Below are 22872 nucleotides of genomic sequence, written 5' to 3'. Positions count from 1 at the left end.
CTGGATCAGCCCCTTTACCCGGCTTTCAAGATTACGTGCCATTTCAAGCACGTCCTGACGGCGTTTGTTATCCGCCTCGGTTTCCTGCTGTTTCTGGCGATCCTGAAGTTTGCGGTTTTCGCGGGCCTGTTCGCGGAAGGCAACGACGGTGCGTGCCATATCGCCAACCTCATCGCCGCGTTCCTGGCCTTCGATGTGGCCTTCGAGGTCACCATTGGCGATGTGGGTCATGCGTTCGGAAAGTTTTTGCAATCCGTTGGCAATGTCGCGCCCGATCCAGATTCCCGTCACGGCAATCAGGGCGACAATGATGCCGCACAGGATCATGAAGGATGTTGCGGCCTCCTGGAAGGCGGTGTCGACATCATCAATATAGATACCCGTACCAATCACAGCCCCCCAAGGCAAAGGATGCGCATAGGACAGTTTTTCAAAGGTCAGTTCTTTGGGTTGACCGGGTTTGGGCCAGAAATAGGTTGAAAAACCGCCACCGGGTACGCTGCCTGCTGTCACCAGATCCTTGATGAAATAGGCGCCGGTTGAATCCTGAACCGCAGAGAAGTCCTTGCCGGCCAGTGCCGGGTTTGCACCATGCATGACCATGGTGTTATCCTTGGTCAGGGCAAAGAAATAGCCGATATCGCCATCGTATTTGCCTGATGCGGCTATCTTGTAGAAGGCGTCGATCGCCGCCTGCTGGTCAAGCTCACCGGACTTGACGCGTTGCTGAAAATCATTGGCAAGCGACACGACATATTCTGTGGTGGCGCGGATTTTTTCCTTACGGTCTTCAAGAAGTGTGGTTCGCAAATTCATCAATTCCACGAAGGAAATGACGATAAGTCCGATAAGAGCAACTATTGAAAGACCGGCAATTTTTCGACCAATTTTGATTTTTTGCAGCATGAGACGTTTTCTCCCGGTGACGCCATTGGGAAAATGTCGAGCGGGACACCCCGGCCCGAACCCCTGATAGTCTTTATATCTACCACCATTTTTGTATAGCTAGCTATCCTAAAGTGGTATGTTTGGGCGCGGTATTTCACGCGCAGGATGTTAAACGTCGCGCGGGAATAGAAAACACCTGCCATCGGTTCGAGGGCAGGTGTCCGTTGTGCGGCTATTCAGAAGGGGCGGGGCCGTTGGTCAGCCGAGGTGCTTTTGCAGGAATTTCGTCGCCAGCATGATGCCGTCTTCGTCGATGCCGTGCTGAAGGCCCGGGCGTTCGTGCAGTTCGGCGGCAAAGCCATTGGCTGTCAGGGTATCAAGCGCCAGACGTGATGCTTCGATCGGGACGACCGGATCGGCGGTGCCATGAACCAGAAGTACCGGCGGTCTGGTTTTGATTGCTGCGGCAAAGGCCTCGTCGCCCAGAAGCGCGCCAGAGAAACCGACAACACCGGCCAGGGCCGGATCGCGATGAGGTGCGGTTTGCAGAGCCATCATCGTGCCCTGCGAGAAGCCGATCAGAGCCAGTTTATCCGCCGGAAGGTTATGTTCGGCCAGAAGGGTGTCGATGAAGCGGTCGATATAGGCGGCATTCTTCGCCGCCCCCTCGGCCATGGCGCGAAGCGCGCCCGACATGGTTTCCGGTTGGCGACGGAGAAATTCCGGATCATATTCGGCCAGACTGAACCATTGCCGTCCGAACGGCGACATTTCGCATGGAAACGGGGCATTGGGCGAATAAAACGCGGTGTCGGGCAGGGCACGGGCAAAATGCGGTGCCAGCCCGATCAGGTCATTGCCATCGGCACCATAGCCATGCAGCAGGATCACGATGCTTTTGGTCGTGCCTGATGCGGCCGGCAGTATCGGACCGTTCAATGCGGTTTCGGCGGTCATGTCAGATCAGATCCCTTTGTTTGTCTTTGTTCCTGATTAGCAATGCTGCGTCGCAACGGCCAGTCTTTTTATATCTGCTTATCTCTGGCGATTTCCCGTGGCAGAAATTTGACCGCCTTGGGTTCCCCTAAATGATGTGAAAGATGATCGGTTTGCCAAGGATTGCATCAGGCCAAAGAGCAGGTCCGTCGGACAAATGCCGGATGGGTATGCATCGGGCATGTAAATGACGGAATAGGGTCGTGATCCGGGCTATGATACAGCCTGTGGATAACTGTGTGGATGATTGGCCCGGTATAGTCGGAATTGATCAGGATTTCTGTTGTGAAAGTATGAATTTGCGCAGAAATACTATTCAATGGGATAGTATTTGGGGTGAAAATCATGACCAAATGGTCGAAAATTTTGTCACAAATTTATCGCGGTTTCACAGTCATTTGACGGGAATTGTGAAAAAACTGTGACACATTGTTTCGGGTGAAACCGGAAATTTGCCGGTATCGGATGCATACCAGAATAACCTTAAGGGTGAATAAGTCGCGGAGGTTATTCACGAATGTGGATTCTTTGATGCATAACAGTTCCAAAGGTGCCTTTTGCGCCGCTGCAAACTGTGTCACAAGAAGTCATCCGGGTGATCCGGAATTCGCCCCATCCGATCAGACGATTTTCCGAGGCCCCGATGAGTTCCCCGACGAGTTCCCGAGTGAGCCGCACGCGCCGCTGGTTCGGCAAGGGGGATCGACGCGTTCTGGCGTTGACCTTGCCGATCATTCTGTCCAACGCCACCGTTCCGTTGCTGGGCGCGGTTGATACCGCTGTGGTCGGCCATCTGGACAGTCCGCATTATATCGGGGCGGTTGCGGTAGGGGCGCTGATCTTTTCCTATGTGTTCTGGAGCTTTGGCTTTTTGCGCATGGCGACCACCGGGCTTGCGGCACAGGCCTATGGGCGGCGTGATCCCAACGGGGTCAGGGCGGTGTTTGCCCGCGCGGCCCTGATTGCGGTGACGGCGGGGCTTGCGGTTATGGTGCTGCAATGGCCGATCATCGAACTGGCCATGGCCTTGATCCGGCCGACCGCGGCGGTCGAGGCGGCGGCCCGGGATTATTTCCATGTGCGCATCTGGGCATCGCCTGCGACATTGATGCAGTACTGCATGCTGGGCTGGTTGCTGGCGATGCGCGACGCGCGCGCGGTGTTTATTTTTCAGGTGGTTCTCAACAGCCTGAACATGGTCCTGGATATCCTGTTTGTCCAAGGCTTTGGCTGGGACGTCAAGGGGGTGGCAGGTGCCACGGTGATTGCCGATTATTCCGGAGTGATGCTGGGCTGGTTTTTGATGCAGCCGCATCTTAAGCGGCTTGGCGGGACGTGGCGCGGGATTGGCATTTTTGATCGAACCCAACTGGCGCGGCTGATGAAAATCAATGGCGATATCTTTGTGCGCACCATGGCGCTGACATCGGCCTTTGCAATTTTCACCAGTTTCTCGGCGCGTTTTGGCGAGGTGACACTGGCGGCCAATGCGGTTTTGCAGAATTTCATGGTGTTCGGGTCATTCGCGCTGGACGGGTTTGCCCATGCGGCGGAAACGCTTGTCGGGCAGGCATATGGGGCAGAACGGCGCAAACAGTTCCTTTGGGCGGTGCGCAAAACAACAATCTGGGCGATTGTATCGGCGGTGGTTATGGTCGTGATTTTCGGCCTTGCCGGCCCGTGGATCATTGATGGCCTGACCACGATCCCGGAAGTGCGCGCCGCGTCATATGACTATCTTTTGTGGTCTGTCATCCTGCCGGTGACGGGGGTTCTGGGTTTTCAGTTTGATGGTGTGTTTCTTGGCGCAATGCAGACACGGCAATGGCGCAACATGATGCTGTTGTCGGTGGCAATCTATGCCGGGATGGCGTGGATGGCGGTTGTGTATGACAGCAATCACCTGCTGTGGGCGTCGCTTAACGCGTTCTTCCTGCTGCGCGGGGTGACGCTTGCGGTGCTGTTTCCGACGATCATTCCCGAAGGTCGAAAAGTACCTGCCTAACCCGCTGATCCGGATGTCGAAAGACCCGAGATCAGGCTTCGGGCACGGGCAGGGTGGTGCTGTTTTTGACTTCGTGCAGGGTGAAGCTTGATTTGATGTTGGCGACACCGGGCAGCTTCATCATGACGTCGGACAGGAAACGCTGATAGGCGGCCGGGTCCTGAACGACGATGCGCATCATGTAATCCTGATTGCCGACCATGGCATAGCAATCAACGATTTCCGGATGGGATTGCACGGCGGTTTCAAAACGGCGCAGCGACGGTTCGTCATGCTGTGTCAGGGACACGGTGACAAAGACATTCACACCCAGACGCAGATGTGACGGGGCCAGTAGGGCGACATATTTGCGGATCACGCCGCTTTCTTCGAGTTTGCGCAGGCGACGCAGACAGGGGGATACGGAAAGACCGACCTTGTCGGCCAGTTCGACCATCGAGATGCGCCCGTCTTCCTGAATCTCACGAAGAATTTTGCGATCAATTGCGTCGAAACCGTTGCGCGCCATGGCGTGCCCCACTCCTTATACTCGATGGATATTATTGTGATCCGGGTTGATTTTGCCGCATTGCGGGCTTTGCATAAATTACCCGCCAACGCAAAAATCATGCTGCGCGATAAGCCATGACTTCGCGTTCCTGTCAATCTTTGCGTGATCCGTGCGCGATGTTTTTACGGTAACAGATTGTGATTTCGAAGCCGGATCAGAGGGAGGCGAAATTCCCGGTTGCGGGACATGTCAGAATAGTCTGGTTTGCGGTGCCGAAAACGTTAGGACTTGCATAGAACAAATATCGGGGTTATGTCGTTCAAATCCTTGCATTGCTTTGCTTTGTTCGCACCTGCGGCGGAACTTATCGTTGCCGCGTGTGGTAATGACAGTGTAGTATAATCGTACCAATTTACGTATTTTTACGATGGTTATTCTCCTGTCAGGAGCTGGGGGGTTGGGGTTTTGCCAACCTGCAGGACAAGAAAGGCATTACGTGGTGGACGCTGCGCAAGATACACCGGGATATAACCTGGTCTCGATTGGCGAGCATAAAATCAATATCCGTCCGGCGGTCAAGGATGACCTTGCCAATGTGGTCGCACTTGACGACCGCACAACGGGCCTTCGCAAGCCGGAATATTGGGATGACCTGTTCACCCGTTATGGCAACAGGAAGGATTCCCGGTTTTTCCTGGTTGCCGAAGAAGGCGATACGTTGCTGGGCTGCATTTTCGGGGAAGTCCGGTCATGGGAATTCAACTCGGTCCCGTGCGGCTGGGTCGGCACGGTCAGTGTCGAGCCGAATTTGCGCATGGGCGGGATAGGCAGCATTCTTTACAAGGAAATCTGCCGCTGTTTCCGCAAGGCCGGTGTGACCAAGATCCGCACCATGATCCCGCGCGATGCGACCGACCTTATGTCGTTCTTCCGCGCGCAGGGCATGATGGCCGGCCCCTTTATCCAGCTTGAAACCGATATGGACGAAGGGGTGTAACGCCATGATGTCTTTGCAAAAGGCGACCCTGTTTGCGCTGTATGCCGTGCTGGAACTGGCCGAGGATACTGACCGGCAGCTTTCGGCATCCGAAATCGCCGAGAGATACAATATCTCGACCAACCATCTGGCGAAGGTCCTGCGTGATCTGGGCCGGGCGGGGCTGGTTGAATCGGTCCGTGGGGCCGGTGGCGGTTATCGTTTCTGCGGCAATGCCAAGCGCACGACGTTGCTTGATGTTGTCAGGCTGTTTGAGGAGGTCGGTGCAGGCCCGACAAGCGGCATTGTGCAGGACACCAATGCCGGTGTTGCGCTGTCGCAGGTGATGGACGAGATCGAGGAAATCACCCATGCAACCCTGCTGTCGATTTCGATTGAAACCATGCTGAAACTGATGCGCAAGCGCCGCCCGGAAAAACCGCGGTCGACAGGATTGTTCCGCGCGGTATAAGCCGCCATTTACGATAATCGCACCAAAATCAAAAGGCCGTCAGAGCAATCTGACGGCCTTTTGTGCATTCGATGAACCGGAAAGGAAAGGGTCAGCTTTCGCTGGCGGTTGATCCGGTTTCTGCGGGTTCCGCGGTCTCGGTTTTGGCGGCCTTTTTCGGGGCCGGTTTTTTGCGCGGACGACGGGCGGCTTTCGGTTTTTCTTCCTTGGCGGGGACGTCATCGGCCACCGGTGCAGATGCAGGCTCCTGAGCCGGAGCTGGAGCTGGAGCAGAAACGGCTGCTGCCTCGTCCTTGGTCTCTGGTGCCGGGCTTGCCTTTTTTGCGGTTGCCCGTGTGGTTCTGGTGCGTGTCGGTTTGGCGCGTGCGGTTTTCGCCGTACCCGTTTTTTCCGACGCGGATTTTTCAGCCGTTACTTTTTCGGCAGAGGCCTTTGACGATGTTTTTCTGGCCGGTGCCTTTTTCTCTACCTCGTCGGCGCGCGGCTTGCCAAGGCTAGAGGCCGGGACCGGGGTCAGAAGGAAGGCCGGAGTATGGTCAGCAAAACCGATGACCGGCTTGTCGTCACGATCATGCCGGTCATAACGATCATCGCGATCACGACGCGACGCGGAACGGCCAGAAGAACGATCATTACGATCCTGACGTTCAGGACGGTTCGAACGTTCGTTGCGCGGCTTTGCGTCACGCTGTGGCGCATTGTCACGCGGCTGCTGGGCCGGACGTGCGTCCTGCTGCTTTGCTTCTGGCGCGGCAGGGGCATTGGCACCAGCATTAACAGCCTTGCTGTCGCGTTCTGCGCGGTCGTTACGGTTATTGCTACGTGCCGGACGATCATTGCGCGGGGATGCATCACGCTGCGGCGCCTTGCGGCTTTTCTTCACACGGCGTTTCTTGCCGGTGAAGTCCAGTTCAAGGGTTTCGATGCCTTCAAGCTCGGTCAGGGGAATGTCCATGTTGATGGATTTGTTGATCGCGGCAACAAGTTTGCCGTCTTCGGGTACGGCCAGCATGAAGGCCTTGCCTGCGCGACCGGCACGACCGGTACGGCCGGTACGATGGACGTAATCCTCGGCGTTGAAGGGCACGTCGAAGTTAAAGACGTGCGAGACATCAGCAACGTCAATGCCGCGTGCGGCAACGTCCGAGCAGATCAGCAGGGTGATTTCGCCCGACTTGAATTTATCAAGCGTTTCGGTGCGTTCGCTTTGGACCAGATCACCATGCATGCGACCGGCATTGAAGCCGTGCTTCGTCAGCGATTTGAACAGGATATCGACGTCTTTTTTGCGATTGCAGAACACGAAGGCGTTCTTGACGTTTTCCTGACGAACAAGTTTGCGAAGGGCTTCGCGTTTGTCCATTTCATCCATGACAAGGAGTTTATGTTCCACCGTGGTCGCCATGGTCGAGGGCGGGGAAACGGTGATTTCCTTGGGGTTAGACAGGAATTTGTCGGCAAGGCGGCGGATTTCCTTGGGCATGGTCGCCGAGAAGAAAAGCGTCTGGCGCTGCTTGGGCAGCATATTGACGATTTTTTCAATGTCGGGGATGAAGCCCATGTCAAGCATGCGGTCGGCTTCGTCGATCACCAGCAGTTTGCAGTCCGACAGAAGCAGTTTGCCGCGTTCAAAGGTATCGATCAGGCGACCCGGGGTCGCGATGATGACGTCGGCACCCTTTTCAAGGATTTTCTGCTGTTCGACGAAGGATTCCCCGCCGATGATCAGCGCCTTGGACAGCGACATGTATTTGCCGTAGGTGTCGAAGTTTGCTGCTACCTGGGTCGCGAGTTCGCGGGTCGGTTCGAGAATGATCGAACGGGGCATCCGCATGCGCGCACGGCCATGATGCAGAATATCGAGCATCGGCAGGGTAAAGCTGGCTGTCTTGCCCGTACCTGTCTGTGCACAGCCCAGAATGTCACGTGCCATCAGGACGGACGGAATGGCCTGGCTCTGAATGGGGGTCGGGGTATCATAGCCGGCGTCTGCGACGGCTTTGAGGATATCTTCGCTCAGACCGAGATCGGCGAAATTCATATGGTTCGTTTTCCCGCAATAGAATGCGTTATGATGTGATTATCGCTGCGATAAAGCAGCTTGCGTCGTAAAGCGAAGCCTTAATTAAGTCAAGAAAAACGCCTCAAAAAAGGGTTAAAGAGGTAAATTAACCCGGTGCGAGAGGCTTGTTTGCCACAGACCGGAAGCGTAATCTGGTGAAATAGACAATGAAACGGGGAGAAAAACGGTGTTGATGGACGCATCACGTGCAAGTCTGGTGATTATCGATGTTCAGGAAAAGCTCTATCCGGCCTGTCAGGACCCTGACCAGACTGTCGAGAATTGCTGCTTTCTTGTCAAATGCGCCAACCGTTTGAATGTTCCTGTCATTGTGACTGAACAATATCCCAAGGGGCTTGGCCATACGGCGGCCTCGATCCTTGATTTGATGATGAAGGCGTCCGATACCGCCGATGGCGGCAATGTTGTTTCCAAGGTCAGTTTTTCCAGCGTGCCGGCCGACGGTTTCATGGAAAAGATCGAAGAAACACCGGGACGTGACCAGATCGTCATTGCCGGGATGGAAACCCATGTGTGCGTGCTTCAGACCGTGATGGAGCTGATTGATCGCGGGCGCGAGGTTTATGTGGTGGCCGATGCGGTGACATCGCGCAGCATGCACGACAAGATTTTCGGGCTGGAACGGATGCGCGATGCCGGGGCGAAAATCGTGACGCGGGAAAGCGTGATGTTTGAATGGCTGCGCGTGGCGGGGACCCCGGAATTCAAGGAACTGAGCGCACTGATTAAATGACGGCCATTCCCCATACGACCATTCCGGTTGTCTTTCTTTCGGGGATGCTGGCCGATCATCGGATGTGGCAGCCGGTGATCGCACGCATGGATGCGCGTGCCCGGCGGGGTGTCGCCCCGGCGATTACGCCGATGATCCCCGAACTTGATACCAAGGACGATGTGGCGGCGATGGCAAGGGATGTCCTTGATCTGGTGCCGGATCGTTTTGTGTTGGTCGGGATGTCGATGGGCGGGTATGTCGCGTTTGAAATCCTGCGCATGGCGCGGGAACGGGTATCGCATCTGATGCTGGTCAATACGCGCGCGACGGCCGATGACCCGGTGATGCGACGGCGCAGGATTTTGCTTGCCCGGCTTTCGGGGGTGAACCTGCCGTTTCAGGGGGTGAATGACGCGATGCTTGATGACATGCTGCATCCCGATCATCGGCACAATCACGAACTTGTCGGCCTGCTTTCGGATATGGCGGAGGATCTTGGCGAGGATGTTTTCAAACGTCAGATCATAGCCGTTGCCAACCGACCGGACAGCATGGCGTTGTTGCCGGAACTCGATATCCCCTGCACCGTGATGGTGGGGGAGGCTGATCGGGTGATCAGCCCGGTATCGCATTACGACATGGCGGCCCGCATCCCCGGTGCGCGGATGATCGAAGTTGCCGGGGCAGGGCATTATGTGCCGCTGGAACAGCCCCATATATGCGCCGATGCGCTTTGCGAGCTTATTACCTAGGGCGTTGATATTCTGGTGTCGGACGGGGTTAGCGTATCGCTCAGGACCATTTCGATGGTGTTTTCAAGGGTCAGATACCGCGCATAGAGTTTTTCCAATGCGCCACTGCTGCGCTGTCTGGCGAGGTAGCTGTTAAAGTGCCGCATCAGGCGGGCATTGCCGGGGGTGGCGGGCAATATCAGGCGGTTGATCGTATTCATCAGCGATGTCGGGTGGATCGACAATGCTGCAATTTCATCATCGGTCAAATGGGCGATCTGTTTAAGCGATGCCTTTTGGGCATATCCGCAATAGATCAGCGCAACATCAACCCGCCCGGCAAGCAGCAGGGCAATTGACTGACGAATTGAATTGAACCGGGTGATATCAAATCGACCTTCGCGCAGATGGCGGGCCAAGGGGCCATGCAGTTCAAGGCCGCGCGCGATGGAAACCTGAAGCCCGTCAAGGTCGGAGGCGGTTGTGATGTTAAGGTCGCGCTGCTTAAGGGTAAGGGCAAGGAGGCTTGTCGTGCTGATACCGTCCGAAAAGATGACGGTATTGCTTGCCGTGTTGCCGGGAATGCCGATGAAACCCGCGCGATTGTTGCCGCTGTTTTCAAGCGCGCGTTTGAGCGGCAATTGCTGAAAGGACATATCGATCTGCTGAAGTCTGCTGAAATCACGCAGCAGATCGTATAGCGCGCCATTGGCATGGCCGTTAAGCTGATAGCTTTGGGGATAGGATTCCTGATCGGCAAGCACGGTCAGATGCAGGTCATAGGCACTGTTTGCACTGGCGGGATCGGTTGCCGTATCGGGATGGCCATCATTGGCCTTTGCGACCACGCCAGAACCTGTGGATACAACGGCGATAGCAAGACCGGCACACGCCACGCGGCGCAAGGAGGGCCGGATCGTTTGCCAGACGGACAGAATATGCGACGTCAAGTGTACCCTGTTTTTCATTTCAGGGTTGCCAGCCAGTGCCAGAGGCAACCAGATGGGCGCGCGCAATTTGCCGATACGTGCCATTTCTGGCAACGGTCTTTCCCCATTCGAGTAGTCTTCCCTGTTTTTATCGGCACTTATTTTTATGCCTGATGCCTACCCTTCAGGGTAGTTGGCAACAGGGTGCCCGGAATAAAGGGCAAGAGCAAGCACGATGGGTGCAGAATTATACCAATTGCTATTTCCGGTTTAGCAGCCTGCGCGGAACATGCCACAGCGGCGATCGCTGTCATCGCGGATTTCGCGGGGGAAAAGCTGTGTGATGATGCTGCCACCAGTATTGGTAACCTGTTGTTCAAAATCCGCTTTTACGAAATGCGCCCGCAGTTCCGAGATCGGTTTGTCGCCCGCGCAAAAGGCAAGGCGAACCGGGATTTTGGTTGCATCTGCGGGATAGTCGGTAGCCTCGGGCGTGGTGCAGATTTTTTCACCCATCGTGGCTTGTGACGGGCTTACGACGACAACAACACGATACCCGTCACGCAAGACCTGATTCGGACCGAGTTTGGTGGAATCGGTGATGAAATCAAGGCGCGGTGGAAAGCCGTGACCGGACAGGGCGGATGCCCATGTTTCGGGCGATACAGATGATTGCTTGTCATGGACTTCGACCATCATGACCTGGTTTGGCGCGCCGTAAACCTTGAAGGTCTGCACATCATTGACCTGATAGGTTGGCGGTTCAATCGTTGTGATGTTGCCACATCCCGCCAGCAGCAGGACGCTTCCCAAAACGCCACCAGCAAGCACGCGCAAAGACAATCGTTTCGAAGCGTTGGAAAGGGTTCTCATGGGGGCTCCTTGCGGGGGTGGGCGATAAAAATGCTGGTCTGCGACAAATTGATACAGATGCGACAAACCCTTGCGAAACTTTGCGCCTAAGGTTTGGACGGGATCAGTTTCGTCATATTCCGTCATGAGGGTACAATTATGTCTGTTATCTCTGAAAGGCAAATTTCGCGATGGCCGCACTGGTCGGTTCCGGTGCTGCACTGGATCATGGCGCTTCTGATCATCGGAGCCTTTGCCATTGGTCAGGTCATGGAAGATTTCCCGCGCTCTGAACGGGGCGCCATCATGGGATATCATGCCCTGCTTGGGCTTTCGGTGCTGGTTCTGTTCCTGCCGCGCATTTGGGCGGTCTTGCACCAATCCCCGGCGACCGCGGGCGATGATCCGCGTATCGTTAAAATGATGGCACGCATCGCGCATGGTTTGCTGTATCTGGTGATGATTGCGATGCCGGTCACCGGGCTTTTGGCGGTGATGACATCGGGGCGCAGTTTTTCGGTCGCCGGATTGTTTTCATTACCCGATCTGGGGCGGATCGAATGGCTGCATGAAGGGGGCGAGGAAATTCACGAATTTTTCGTCCCGGTTCTGGTGACACTGGTCGTGCTGCATGTGATTGCCGCCCTTTGGCATCACTTTATCCGCCATGATGAGGTTCTGGCACGCTATGTGCCGTGGTTGCGAAGGCGCGATTCCTGATCCTTTTTGATCGGCAAATCCGGTCAGAAAACGGATCGTCCGATGGCGCGGATCAGCATTTCAAGTGCCTTGATGCCCGCGGCGGAATTGCCGCGTGTATCAAGGCGCGGCGACCAGACACAGACGGAAAATTCACCGGGAATGACGCCGATGATCCCGCCGCCAACCCCGCTTTTGGCCGGGATGCCAACGGTGAAGGCAAAATCGCCCACCCCGTCATACATCCCGCATGTCAGCATCAGGGCGTTGATGCGGCTGGTTTCCCCGGGTGCGATCACGGTGCGACCGTCAATGCCGACACCCTTGTTGGCAAGGAAGAAGGCGGCCCGCGCCATTTCACGGGCGGTCATCGCGACCGAGCATTGCTTGAAATAGGCGCGTACGACGTCTTCGACCGGGTTATCAAGCTTGCCGAAGCTTTTCATCAGATAGGCAATCGCCCGGTTGCGATTACCGTGCTGATCTTCTGACAGATAGACATCGTTATCGACGCGAATGCCGGGGTTGCCGCAAAGCTGACCAAGGAATTCGGCCACCGAACGGTCCGGATTGGCGTAGCGTGATGCGATCAGATCAGCAACACGGATCGCACCGGCATTGATGAAGGGATTGCGCGGGATGCCGTGTTCCTGTTCAAGCAGGATCAGGGAATTGAAGGCCGAACCGGATGGTTCGCGCCGGACGGCCTTCCATAAATCGTAACCATGCGCACGCTGCGCCAGCACAAGGGCGAAGACCTTGGAAATGCTTTGGATGGAAAAGGGCAGGTCGGCCTGGCCAATGGCAAGTTCGTTTCCATCGGCGGTGCGCAGCACCATGGCAAAATGATCGTCGGGGACGCTGGCGAGGGCCGGGATATAGTCGACCTTGCGGGCATCGGCAAAATCGGTCTGATGGATCGCGTCCGAAATATCCTGGAGGATGGCGGCATAATTGTGGGTCATTATGTGTCCGCTTTGTTTGTCAGGCTGTCAGGGACAAAAAACCCGGCGCAGGGCACCGGGTTTGATGATGAAGAATTTTAATCCGATCAGACGTCGATATCCTCGACAAAGCGGGCATGTTCCTGAATGAACTGGAAGCGGAGCTCCGGCTTTTTGCCCATCAGGCGATTGACCAGATCCTTGGTCTGGCCTCGGGCATCGGGTTCGGCCGCATCGGGCAGGCAGACGCGCAGCAATGTGCGTTTTTTGTGCGCCATCGTGGTTTCGCGAAGCTGCTGGGGCGGCATTTCACCCAGACCTTTAAATCGGGAAATCTCGACCTTGCCACGGTTTTTGAATTCGGTATCGAGCAGGACCTCTTTTTCCGCGTCATCCATGGCATAGATGGATTTTCCGCCCTGTGTCAGGCGATAAAGCGGCGGCATGGCAAGATACAGGTTACCGTTTTCAATAAGACCGGTCATTTCCTGATAGAAGAAGGTCATCAGAAGCGATGCGATATGCGCGCCATCAACGTCCGCATCGGTCATGATGATGATGCGTTCATAGCGCAGATCGGAAAGCCGGAAATCGGAGCCGGAACCGCAGCCAAAGGCTTCGATCATGTCCTTGATTTCCTGGTTGGCCATCATCTTTTCACGCGTCGCGGAGGCAACGTTCAGGATTTTACCGCGCAGCGGCAAGACGGCCTGTGTTTCACGATCACGTGCCTGTTTGGCAGAACCACCTGCCGAGTCACCCTCGACCAGGAAGATTTCAGTGCCAGCCGCGATGGAACGTGAACAGTCGGCAAGCTTGCCCGGAAGGCGCAGGCGGCGGGTTGCCGACTGGCGTTTGGTTTCTTTCTTTTCCTTGCGGCGCTGGCGTTCTTCGGCGCGTAGGATAATGCGTTCAAGCAGGCGCTTGGCATTTTCGGTATCACCGGTCAGCCAGTGATCGAAATGGTCGCGAACCGCGGTTTCAACCAGCTTGGTTGCCGATGCGGTGCCAAGCTTTTCCTTGGTCTGGCCCTGGAACTGCGGATCGGGAATAAAGACCGACAGCATAATACAGCCGCCGCCAAAGACGTCCTCGGCGGTGATCGCCGCGGCCTTTTTCTGACCGACCATGTCGCCATAGGTCTTGATCGCCTTGGTCAGGGCATAGCGGAAACCGGCCTCGTGCGTGCCGCCAAGCGGGGTCGGGACGGTGTTACAATAGGAATGGAAGTAGCCTTCGCCGCCATCCGGCCATGCAATCGCCCATTCGACGCGACCGGCACTTTCGGAAAACCTGGCTTCGCCTGCGAACGGGCGTTCGGTGATCAGATCACGACCTTCGATGGTCATGTTCAGGTAATCGAGAATCCCGTTGGGGAATTTCAGGACTTCGCTTTGCGGCGTCGGGTCATCACTGGTCAGCAATTCCGGATCGACCGACCAGCGGATCTCAACACCCTTGAACAGATACGCCTTGGAGCGCGCCATACGGAAGATCGTGGCGGGTTTCAGCTTTGCCCGGTTGCCGAAAATTTCGGGATCGGGGCGGAAGATGACCGTGGTGCCACGGCGGTTATTGACCGCACCACCATCCTGAAGTGGACCGAGCGGGGTGCCTTTGGAATATTCCTGAAATACCAGTTTGCGATCACGTGCGACTTCGACCCGGAATTTGTCGGTCAGTGCGTTCACGACCGACATACCCACACCATGCAGACCGCCGGATGTTTCATAGGCCTTGCCCGAAAACTTGCCGCCCGAATGAAGCGTGGTCAGGATGACTTCAAGGGCTGATTTATCGGGGAATTTCGGATGCGGATCGGTCGGAATCCCACGACCGTTATCGCGCACCATGACGGTGTTGTCAGGGCGCAATTCCAGCTCGATCCAGTCGGCATGGCCGGCAACGGCTTCGTCCATCGAGTTATCGAGGATTTCGGCAACCAAGTGATGCAGTGCGGCATCGTCCGTACCCCCGATATACATACCGGGACGGCGGCGCACAGGCTCCAGGCCTTCGAGAACTTCGATGTCCTTGGCGGAATAGGCGTTTGTGGTCGATTGGTTTGAATCTTCGAAAAGGTCGGTCATGCCCCGGAACGCAACTTCTTTATTATGTTAAAACAAGGTCCAACGACGTATATCTGTTAATTGATTTTACGAAGTTTGTGACCCTAGGCTTAACGAGTATCATATGTTTTCAGATGCGGCCCATAAAAATGTTTTTTGGGCGTGAATGCAAGCGGTGGTCTTGCCAGAGATCATAATTTCGTTGTGGCAGCGCAGAAAACGGTGCCAGACTTGTCGCGAAAACCTAGACCGTCAGGTCCAATAAAAATACCGGCTCAGACAGGAGTAAGCCCGATGGCGAATGAGAGTGAGATCACACACGGTACCGACAACAGCATGCCGCGCGGCGACATGTGCACCCGAACCCTTGCCATGCCTGCCGACACCAACCCGAGCGGCGATATTTTCGGCGGCTGGCTAATGTCGCAGATGGATATCGCGGGCGGTGTGATGGCAAGCCAGATCGCCGAGGGCCGCGTCGCCACGGTCGCGGTTGACGGCATGACGTTCCATCGCCCGGTCTATGTCGGGGATGTGGTGTGCGTGTATGGCGATATCGAACGGATCGGCAATACATCGATGGTGCTGCATCTTGAAAGCTGGGTACTGCGCAAAAACCAGCCGCCGCGCATCAAGGTGACAGAGGCAACCTTTACCTTTGTTGCCATTGACGCCGAAGGCCGCCCGCGCCCGGTGCGCAAGGATGAGGTTGCGGTTTAAAGAGGCAAATTCGGGTTTCCGGACGGTGCGAGGTGCCGAGCCGGAAACCGTCGTTGCGTCAAGTCTGGATTCCCGCTTTCGTGGGAATGACACGTGGAAATGGGGCGTCGTTATGCCGCCGATAAATCTGGGTTTTCGCGACCCAGAATGCGCATAATCAAAGGGATATTACCGTCCATGCGGTAATAAATGGTGTGTGCTGCAAAAACACAGCGACGATATCCGGGGTGGATATCGTCGACAGCCTGATAAATGGCGGGCGACCGCGCGATTTTGTCGAACTGTTCAAACAGTGCGTCAAAATAAATGTCCGCGTGTTGCTGCCCGAAAGTTTCAATGCCGTATCGATACAAGCGTCTGATATCGTCTTCTGCGAGTTTGCTAAGACGATACGCGGTCATTTGAGCTTCATGTCCGCCTTGACGCTCGCGCGTATATCTTCTTTATCCATTGAGGAAAAACCGCTTTCCTCGGCAGCATTCAACGCATTGCGAATGCGTTCGATTTCTGCCATGCGCATCTGTTTTTCACGCAAGGCTTCGCGCACGACCTCGCTGTCGGATGCGTATTGACCGGTTGAAAGCTGGGCCTGAATCCAGGCTTCCTGCGTTTCGGTGATGGTGATGCTCTTTTTGATCATAAGGTGATCTCTCGTCTTTTGATCCTACTTTATCCTACCATCGGCAACGTGGCCGACGCAAACATTTGCCGTAGAGAAAACGACAAGGCAACGGGGCAGGGCAATGGGCTGGGCGGTTCAGGCCGTCCAGCATTCCTTTGCCACGCGGATAAAGTTTTCACCCATGATCTTGTCGACGTCGTCGGGTTTGTAGCCCCCGGTGATCAGGGCGTCGGCAAGGGCGGGGAGCTTTTTCGGATCGAATACGGAAGCACCGCCTGCATTGGGGCCATAGCCGCGTTCTGCGGGCCAGTAATAGGCGCGGTCAACACCATCGGGGAAGTCGTTGGTGCCCGCGACACTGGGCATCGTATCAAGGCCGATGCCGACATGGTCCACGCCGACCAGTTTTACCGCATAGTCGATATGGCGGATCATGTCGGGGACTTCGGGGGCGTTGGGTGATTTGATGAATCGCTGGAAGCCGCAAATGCCGATCACCCCGCCGGTATCGGCACAGGCCTTGATCTGTTCATCATCAATGCAGCGTTCATGCCTGCCAAGCACCTTGGGGTTGGCATGGCTGAAGACGACCGGTTTGGTCGATGCCTTCATGATATCAAGGCTGCTTTGACGACCGGTGTGCGAGCAATCCATGATCATGCCGCCGTTATTAACAGCCCGGACCATGGCATGGCCAAGCGCGGTCAGCGGGATGTCGTCATCATGGCAACCGCCCGCCACCGAATTGTTGCGGTTATAGGCAAAGTGGATCTGCTTTACGCCCAGTTTGGCAAAGAGCGGGACCATTTCGGGCATGTCCTGTAACATGACCGAGCCTTCAAGGTCGAAACCAACCCCCAGCAACCCTTTTGATTTGGCAATTGCCAGATCATCAAAGCATTCGATCTGCATGTATTTGTCCGGGTGGGCGGCGATTTTGGCCCGGAAGGCGGCAATCACGCGCAGGATATGGGCAACGGAATTCATATCCATGCCGACATTGACACAGACATAGTCAACATCGCCCGCGACATAGTTATCAAGCAGGCTGATCGGTGTTTTGGGATCAAGCGGCAGACAGGCATGCGCATCCCACGTGAAGGCGGGGCGATGGCGTGACGGGTTGGCGGGGGTATGCGGGGCGGTGGTGACGTTCATGATGTCCCTTGTTCTTCTGGCGCGTGCGGGGCCGGTGTTCAGTCCCAATCCACGAAACTGTCGATGACGGCGCGGTCATATCCCCCGGCGGCCTTGAAAAGCTGCTGCGAATAGGGATTTTCCAGTTTGCCGTCGGCAAGCTGGCCCGCGGTGGCGCGTTCGACGATGCGGCCGTGGTTCATGATCGCGATATCGTCGCACATATGGGCGACCACGGCGAGATCATGACTGACCATGATATAGGTAAGGCCCAGATCATTGCGCAACCGGGTTAGCAGGTTCAGCACTTCGGCCTGGATCGAGACATCAAGGGCCGAGGTCGGTTCATCGAGCAGCAGAATTTTCGGTTCAAGAATAAGCGCACGTGCAATCGCGACACGCTGGCGCTGCCCGCCGGAAAGCTGATGGGGGTAGCGGAAGCGGAAGGAATTATCGAGCCCGACCTGTTTAAGGGCCTCGACCACGCGGGCATCCGAATTGCCGAGTTTGTGGATATTGACCGGTTCGGTCAGGATGCGGTCAATCGTGTGGCGTGGATGAAGCGAGCCGAATGGATCCTGAAAGACCATCTGCGCCAGACGGTAAAATGTCTTGTCGCGCTTTTTGGTCAGTTCCTTGTTATTCACAAGTATGTTGCCTTCCCAGTCATCTACAAGGCCGGTGATGGTGCGAAGGACGGTTGATTTGCCCGAACCGGATTCGCCCACCAGACCAAATGATCCGTTGGAGGGGATCGAAATATCGATGTCCTTGAGGACATGGTTGTCGTCAAACCAGGCATTGAGTTTGGTGATTTCAATCATGGCAGTCATTTTTATCTCAGGCCTCCGCCCAACTGGCTTCGCGGGTCAGGACGGGAAGTTCGGCATGATTGCCATCCATTTTCGGCAGGCAGTTCAAAAGGCCCTGCGTATAGGGGTGTTTGGCCTGATCCAGTTCGGATGCGCGGATTTCTTCGACGACATGGCCCTGATACATCACCAGAACCCGGTCGCAGAAGCTTGAGACCAGATGCAGGTCGTGGCTGATGAAGACCAGCGCCATGCCGCGTTCGCGCACCAGATCATCAAGGATCGCCATCACCTGAAGCTGTACCGTGACATCAAGGGCTGATGTCGGTTCATCGGCAATCAGGATTTCCGGATCGGGGATCAGCATCATGGCGATCATGACGCGTTGGCCCATCCCGCCCGAGACTTCGTGCGGGTAGGAATTGAACACGCGTTCGGGATCGCGGATTTTAACCGCGGCGAGCATATCAAGGGCGCCGCGTTTGGCCTCGGTCGCGTTGACCTTGTGATGTTCGCGGTAGGCTTCGATGATCTGATCACCGATGGTCATCACAGGATTTAGCGAATATTTCGGGTCCTGCATGATCATGGAAATGCGCGCACCGCGGACCTTGCGCCAGTCGCGTTTGGACAGGTTGCGCAGGTCCAGATCATGGAATTGCATCTGATCGGCGGTGATTTTGCCATTCGCCGCCGTCAGGCCCAGAATGGCGCGTCCGGTCTGGGACTTGCCCGAACCGGATTCGCCAACAATCCCAAGCCGTTCACGCCCAAGATCGAACGACACACCTCGCACGGCATGGACCGGTCCCTTGGAGGTCGAAAAGGTGATGGCGAGGTTTTTGACAGACAGAAGGGTTTCGTTCGTCATGATCAGTCGCCCCCACGTGGATCAAGAACATCGCGCAGGCCATCGCCCAGCAGGTTGAAGCCGAGGCTTACGATAAAGATCGCAAGGCCCGGCACGGTCGAGACCCACCATTGTTCCAGAAGGAACTGGCGACCTTCGGACACCATTGCGCCCCATTCAGGCATCGGCGGCTGTGCGCCAAGTCCAAGGAAGCCAAGCCCCGCCGCAATCAGGATCATGCCCGCCATATCAAGGGTGACACGCACGACAAGCGAGCTTATGCACATGGGGGTGATGTGGCCGAGGATCAGACCCATATTCGAGACACCCTGCAAGCGGGCGGCTTCGATATAGTCGGACCTGCGGACCGTGATGGTTTCGGCGCGCGCAATGCGGGCATAGGGTGGCCATGCGGTCAGTGCAATGGCCAGAACCGCATTTTCGATCCCCGGTCCCAATGCGGAAACAAAGGCCAGCGCCAGGATCAGTTTCGGGAAGGCCAGAAAGATATCGGTGATGCGCATCAATGTCGCATCAATCCAGCCGCCAAAGAACCCGGCGGCTGTTCCGACCAGAAGGCCGACGGGGGCCGCGGTAATCACCACAAGAGCCACGATCATCAGGGTGTATTGTGCGCCGTAAATCAGACGCGACAGGATATCGCGGCCCAGCTGATCGGTGCCAAACCAGTGTTCGGCACTAGGTGACTGAATACGGTTGGTAAGGTCCGCCGCCAGCGGGTCATAAGGGGCCAGAAGCGGGGCAAAGATGGTGACAAGGATCAGGGCCAGCACGATCGACAGGCCGATCATGGCGAGCCTGTTTTCGGTGAATTTAAGCCAACCCAGCCATGCGCGACCGCATTTTGCCTGCCAGCGCGATTGCGGGGTATCGGATGTCAGCCACTGTTTCAGGCCGGGTTTTTCGGTGGTGCTTGAGATATTCATGGTGACCTATCTCCGTGCGCGCGGGTCAAGCAGGCGATAGAGCACATCGGACAGCATATTGACCCCGATGAACACCGCACCCACGACGACGGTACCGCCCAGAACCGCATTCATGTCGGCATTGAGCAGCGAATTGGTGATGTAAAGACCCAGTCCCGGCCAGGCAAAGATAATTTCGGTCAGGACTGATCCTTCGAGAAGGTTGGCATAAGACAGCGCAATCACGGTGACGAGGGGCACCATCACATTGCCAAGGGCATGACGCCAGATGATCCGGGTTTCCGAGATGCCCTTGACCCGTGCGGTCAGGATGTATTCCTGACTGAGCTGTTCGAGCATGAAGGAGCGGGTCATGCGCGCAATATAAGCCAGCGAGAAATAAGCAAGGATCGATGCCGGCAGGATGATGTGCGAAACGGCGTTCCAGAACAGGTCCATATCGCCTTCGATCAGGGTATCGACCAGCATAAGCCCCGTGGTCGGTTCGATGAAATCGACATAGAAGGCATCCAGACGGCCCGGACCGGCAACCCAGTCGAGTTTCAGGTAAAATACCAGAAGCCCCATCAGACCCAGCCAGAAGATCGGCATTGAATACCCGGCAAGCCCGATGATGCGCACGATATGGTCGGGCCATTTGCCCTTGTTGATCGCGGCAAAAACACCAGCCGGAACCCCAAGGAAAACACCGATGATGGTGGCAAGGGTGGCCAGTTCCAGTGTTGCGGGGAAGACGCGCTTGATGTCTTCGAGGACCGGGTTTGACGTCAGAACCGATGTTCCGAAATCACCCTGAACCACATTGCTGATATAGACAAAGAACTGCTGCCAAAGCGGCAGGTTCAGGCCCATTTCTTCCTTGACGCGCTGATAGACCTGTTCGGAGGCATGATCGCCAACGGCGGCCAGAACCGGGTCAATGGGCAGGACGCGCCCGATCAGGAAGGTGACCAGCAACAGGCCGATAAAAGTGATCAGCAGCGAGAAGACGATCCGCACAAGGCTTGCGCCGGTGCGGGAAAAGAGACGGGCGCGTTTGCGCCCGTCCGATGCCTTTCGAGTAACGGCGAACATTCGACCGTTGTCTCCCTAGTCCTTGGTTACAAAGCGATAATAATTATTATCGAACGACGGACCGAGGACGAGATTGTTCACATTGCCCCGCATCGCGGCGATTTCGGTTTCCTGGAACATGATCACGAACGGACCGCTTTCGAGAACCTTTTTCTGAAGGTCTACATACATTGCAGCGCGTTTTTCGCCATCACGTTCAAGAATGGCCTTATCGACCTCGGCGGTCATGTCACCCGGATTCCAGGAGTTGCGCCATGCAAGCGGCTTGGCCGATGCATCGTCGGAATTGTCCGGGTTCCAGGCGAAGGTGGAGGCGTTGGTGTGCGGATCCTGATAGTCCGGGCCCCAGCGACCGATATAGATATCGTGCTGACGAGCGCGGTATTTGGTCAGGGTCTGTTTGTTATCACCCGGAATGATTTCCAGATTGATACCTGCCTGTGCCCAGGTCGCCTGGATCGACTGTGCCATCGACATCACTGCCGTGGTGTTGCGCGTATCCATGGTCACCTTGAAGCCATCAGCAAGGCCGGCGTCAGCGAGCAGCGACTTGGCTTTTTCGACGTCAAGCGAGTAGGGGTTTTCGTTATAGGCGCCAAGGAAACCTTCGGGCAGGAATGCCTGATGGGTCTGAGCGCGGCCCGCCATGATGGTCTGGGTGATCCCCTCATAGTCGACGAGATATTTCAGGGCTTCGCGAACTTCCGGTTTGGACAGGAATTCGTTTTTCTGCGACAGGCCAAGATACCAGAGCGCGCCTTTGCCTTTGGACAGCAGTTTGATGTTTTCGTCACCCTTGACCGAGGCAAGCTGATCGGCTTCGAGGTTACGCGCGATATCGATATCGCCTTTCTGCAATAGGAGCTGCTGGGATGCGGCTTCTTTGACGTTGCGGATGATGACGCGCTTCATGGCCGGTGCGCCGTCCCAGTAATCCTCGTTCGCCGTCAGGCTGAGGCTTTCACCCGGGGTCCATTTGTTCAGGGCGAACGGACCTGAACCAGCATAGTTGGTTTTCATCCATTCTGCGCCAAGGTCGCCGTCCTTTTCATGTTCAAGGACGAGTTCCTTGTCGACAACGGCACCGACGCCCGCGGTCAGGCAGTACAGCACGAAGCTTGGTGCGTAGGGCTGATCGACTTCCATGACCAGCGTGTTTTCGTCGGTTGCGCGGATCCTGTCCTTGACGTTATCGGCGGTAAAGCCGAACTGGCCAAGAATGAAGGCTGGAGACTGATCGAGCAGGACAACACGTTGCAGCGAGAAGGCAGCGTCTTCGGCGGTCAGGTCATTGCCTGACGCGAATTTGATGCCGTCGCGAATCTTGAAGGTAAAGGTCAGGCCATCTTCGGAAACGTTCCAGCTTTCGGCGACGACGCCATAAATTTTCGAGACGTCGTCATTATCGAAGCCGATCAAACGATCATATGTGTTGCCAGCATATTCCAGAGCGGAAAATTCGAACATCCCGGCCGGATCAAGCGTGATGAGATCGTCGATGGCAAACGCCATGACGAGTGCATTTTTCGGTGTTTCGGCCTGTGCGGCCATTGGCGTGGTAGCCAGTGCGGTTCCCAGAACCAGCCCTGCGATCAGTCTGCGCATTTTGCGCCTCCCGTTTTGTTGTTTGTTGGGTCAGCAGGCCATTCTAAGTGGGGCGACCTGCGTGATCTTCGACTAGAACCTGCAGAGCGAAGCATAAATTATACGATTAATCAATGACCAGACGGTCAGGAATGCCTAAAAAGCACGCAAGATATTATGTGGTATCTTGCCTGTTCTCGTGTCGGTTGTGACGACTGGATCGGGGATGGCTCGGAGAGCAGTTTGGGATGAGAAGGTGCCAGATTTCAGGCACAAA

Annotated in this window: 23 protein-coding genes; 7 read left to right on the top strand and 16 right to left on the bottom strand. The window is 55.9% G+C overall.

The window, feature by feature from the left end; all coding sequences use genetic code 11:
- Both TH468_RS14685 and TH468_RS14680 read right to left on the bottom strand, forming a co-directional pair.
- On the bottom strand, positions 1-906 hold a 906-nt coding region (locus tag TH468_RS14685), incomplete at its 3' end, for a cache domain-containing protein (protein ID WP_139834728.1).
- Between the two features lie 240 nt (positions 907-1146).
- On the bottom strand, positions 1147-1845 hold the full coding sequence (locus tag TH468_RS14680; RefSeq protein WP_085645286.1) for an alpha/beta hydrolase: 699 nt from the start codon (positions 1843-1845) through the stop codon (positions 1147-1149).
- A gap of 706 nt (positions 1846-2551) precedes the next feature.
- On the opposite strand from TH468_RS14680, the gene TH468_RS14675 reads away from it, so the two are divergent.
- On the top strand, positions 2552-3889 hold the full coding sequence (locus TH468_RS14675; RefSeq protein ID WP_085645284.1) for an MATE family efflux transporter: 1338 nt from the start codon (positions 2552-2554) through the stop codon (positions 3887-3889).
- Between the two features lie 31 nt (positions 3890-3920).
- Here the strand turns inward: TH468_RS14675 and TH468_RS14670 are convergent, their stop codons facing one another.
- Entirely contained in the window at positions 3921-4397 is a 477-nt protein-coding gene (locus tag TH468_RS14670) for an Lrp/AsnC family transcriptional regulator (protein WP_007091953.1), read from the bottom strand.
- 481 nt (positions 4398-4878) lie between these two features.
- Here TH468_RS14670 and TH468_RS14665 point away from each other — a divergent pair, with 481 nt between their 5' ends.
- Positions 4879-5376, top strand: coding sequence for a GNAT family N-acetyltransferase (locus TH468_RS14665; protein ID WP_246832346.1), 498 nt, complete (start codon positions 4879-4881; stop codon positions 5374-5376).
- A gap of 4 nt (positions 5377-5380) precedes the next feature.
- On the top strand, positions 5381-5827 hold the full coding sequence (locus TH468_RS14660; protein ID WP_007091951.1) for an Rrf2 family transcriptional regulator: 447 nt from the start codon (positions 5381-5383) through the stop codon (positions 5825-5827).
- A gap of 91 nt (positions 5828-5918) precedes the next feature.
- Here TH468_RS14660 and TH468_RS14655 read toward each other — a convergent pair whose 3' ends face one another.
- Positions 5919-7868, bottom strand: a complete 1950-nt coding sequence (locus TH468_RS14655) for a DEAD/DEAH box helicase (protein ID WP_085645280.1) — start codon at positions 7866-7868, stop codon at positions 5919-5921.
- A gap of 214 nt (positions 7869-8082) precedes the next feature.
- On the opposite strand from TH468_RS14655, the gene TH468_RS14650 reads away from it, so the two are divergent.
- Together TH468_RS14650 and TH468_RS14645 are read left to right on the top strand one after the other, a co-directional pair.
- Positions 8083-8643, top strand: a complete 561-nt coding sequence (locus TH468_RS14650) for a hydrolase (protein WP_085645278.1) — start codon at positions 8083-8085, stop codon at positions 8641-8643.
- Positions 8640-9377 (top strand): alpha/beta fold hydrolase, encoded by a 738-nt coding sequence (locus TH468_RS14645; protein ID WP_085645276.1) that lies wholly within the window; start codon positions 8640-8642, stop codon positions 9375-9377. Before TH468_RS14650 ends, TH468_RS14645 begins: the two co-directional genes overlap by 4 nt.
- On the opposite strand, the gene TH468_RS14640 is transcribed toward TH468_RS14645, so the two are convergent.
- A complete protein-coding gene (locus TH468_RS14640; protein WP_168177151.1) occupies positions 9374-10306 on the bottom strand; it encodes an ABC transporter substrate-binding protein in 933 nt (310 codons plus the stop codon). The genes TH468_RS14645 and TH468_RS14640 overlap by 4 nt on opposite strands.
- Before the next feature lie 249 nt (positions 10307-10555).
- The gene (locus TH468_RS14635) at positions 10556-11158 is read right to left on the bottom strand and encodes a hypothetical protein (RefSeq protein ID WP_139834726.1); all 603 of its coding nucleotides are present in this window, start codon (positions 11156-11158) and stop codon (positions 10556-10558) included.
- Between the two features lie 138 nt (positions 11159-11296).
- On the opposite strand from TH468_RS14635, the gene TH468_RS14630 reads away from it, so the two are divergent.
- Positions 11297-11857: a cytochrome b gene (locus TH468_RS14630; protein ID WP_085645270.1), complete on the top strand. Its 561-nt coding sequence runs from the start codon at positions 11297-11299 to the stop codon at positions 11855-11857.
- A 23-nt stretch (positions 11858-11880) separates the two neighbouring features.
- Here TH468_RS14630 and TH468_RS14625 read toward each other — a convergent pair whose 3' ends face one another.
- Both TH468_RS14625 and parE read right to left on the bottom strand, forming a co-directional pair.
- Entirely contained in the window at positions 11881-12801 is a 921-nt protein-coding gene (locus TH468_RS14625) for a glutaminase (RefSeq protein WP_085645268.1), read from the bottom strand.
- An 86-nt stretch (positions 12802-12887) separates the two neighbouring features.
- A complete protein-coding gene (gene parE / locus TH468_RS14620) occupies positions 12888-14870 on the bottom strand; it encodes a DNA topoisomerase IV subunit B (RefSeq protein ID WP_085645266.1) in 1983 nt (660 codons plus the stop codon).
- 273 nt (positions 14871-15143) lie between these two features.
- Here parE and TH468_RS14615 point away from each other — a divergent pair, with 273 nt between their 5' ends.
- Positions 15144-15569 (top strand): acyl-CoA thioesterase, encoded by a 426-nt coding sequence (locus TH468_RS14615; RefSeq protein WP_007091942.1) that lies wholly within the window; start codon positions 15144-15146, stop codon positions 15567-15569.
- Between the two features lie 110 nt (positions 15570-15679).
- Here TH468_RS14615 and TH468_RS14610 read toward each other — a convergent pair whose 3' ends face one another.
- The 8 genes from TH468_RS14610 to TH468_RS14575 all read right to left on the bottom strand — a co-directional run bounded on the left by TH468_RS14610 (position 15680) and on the right by TH468_RS14575 (position 22616).
- Entirely contained in the window at positions 15680-15970 is a 291-nt protein-coding gene (locus TH468_RS14610) for a type II toxin-antitoxin system RelE/ParE family toxin (protein WP_085645264.1), read from the bottom strand.
- A complete protein-coding gene (locus TH468_RS14605) occupies positions 15967-16209 on the bottom strand; it encodes a type II toxin-antitoxin system ParD family antitoxin (protein WP_085645262.1) in 243 nt (80 codons plus the stop codon). The genes TH468_RS14610 and TH468_RS14605 overlap by 4 nt, the downstream gene beginning before the upstream one ends.
- A 117-nt stretch (positions 16210-16326) precedes the next feature.
- Positions 16327-17349 carry a dipeptidase gene (locus tag TH468_RS14600; protein WP_085645260.1) on the bottom strand — a complete coding sequence of 341 codons (1023 nt, stop codon included), beginning with the start codon at positions 17347-17349 and terminating at the stop codon, positions 16327-16329.
- A gap of 38 nt (positions 17350-17387) precedes the next feature.
- A complete protein-coding gene (locus TH468_RS14595; protein WP_168177153.1) occupies positions 17388-18152 on the bottom strand; it encodes an ABC transporter ATP-binding protein in 765 nt (254 codons plus the stop codon).
- A gap of 16 nt (positions 18153-18168) precedes the next feature.
- Entirely contained in the window at positions 18169-19011 is an 843-nt protein-coding gene (locus TH468_RS14590; protein WP_085645256.1) for an ABC transporter ATP-binding protein, read from the bottom strand.
- A 2-nt stretch (positions 19012-19013) separates the two neighbouring features.
- On the bottom strand, positions 19014-19937 hold the full coding sequence (nikC, locus tag TH468_RS14585) for a nickel transporter permease (protein ID WP_085645254.1): 924 nt from the start codon (positions 19935-19937) through the stop codon (positions 19014-19016).
- Between the two features lie 6 nt (positions 19938-19943).
- Positions 19944-21011, bottom strand: coding sequence for an ABC transporter permease (locus TH468_RS14580; protein ID WP_085645252.1), 1068 nt, complete (start codon positions 21009-21011; stop codon positions 19944-19946).
- Positions 21012-21026: 15 nt separating this feature from the next.
- A complete protein-coding gene (locus tag TH468_RS14575; protein ID WP_085645249.1) occupies positions 21027-22616 on the bottom strand; it encodes an ABC transporter substrate-binding protein in 1590 nt (529 codons plus the stop codon).
- Between the last annotated feature and the right edge of the window lie 256 nt (positions 22617-22872).

It is taken from the genome of Thalassospira sp. MCCC 1A03138, from assembly GCF_002115785.1.
Taxonomy (GTDB): domain Bacteria; phylum Pseudomonadota; class Alphaproteobacteria; order Rhodospirillales; family Thalassospiraceae; genus Thalassospira.
This window is presented reverse-complemented; position numbering and strand designations above follow the sequence as displayed.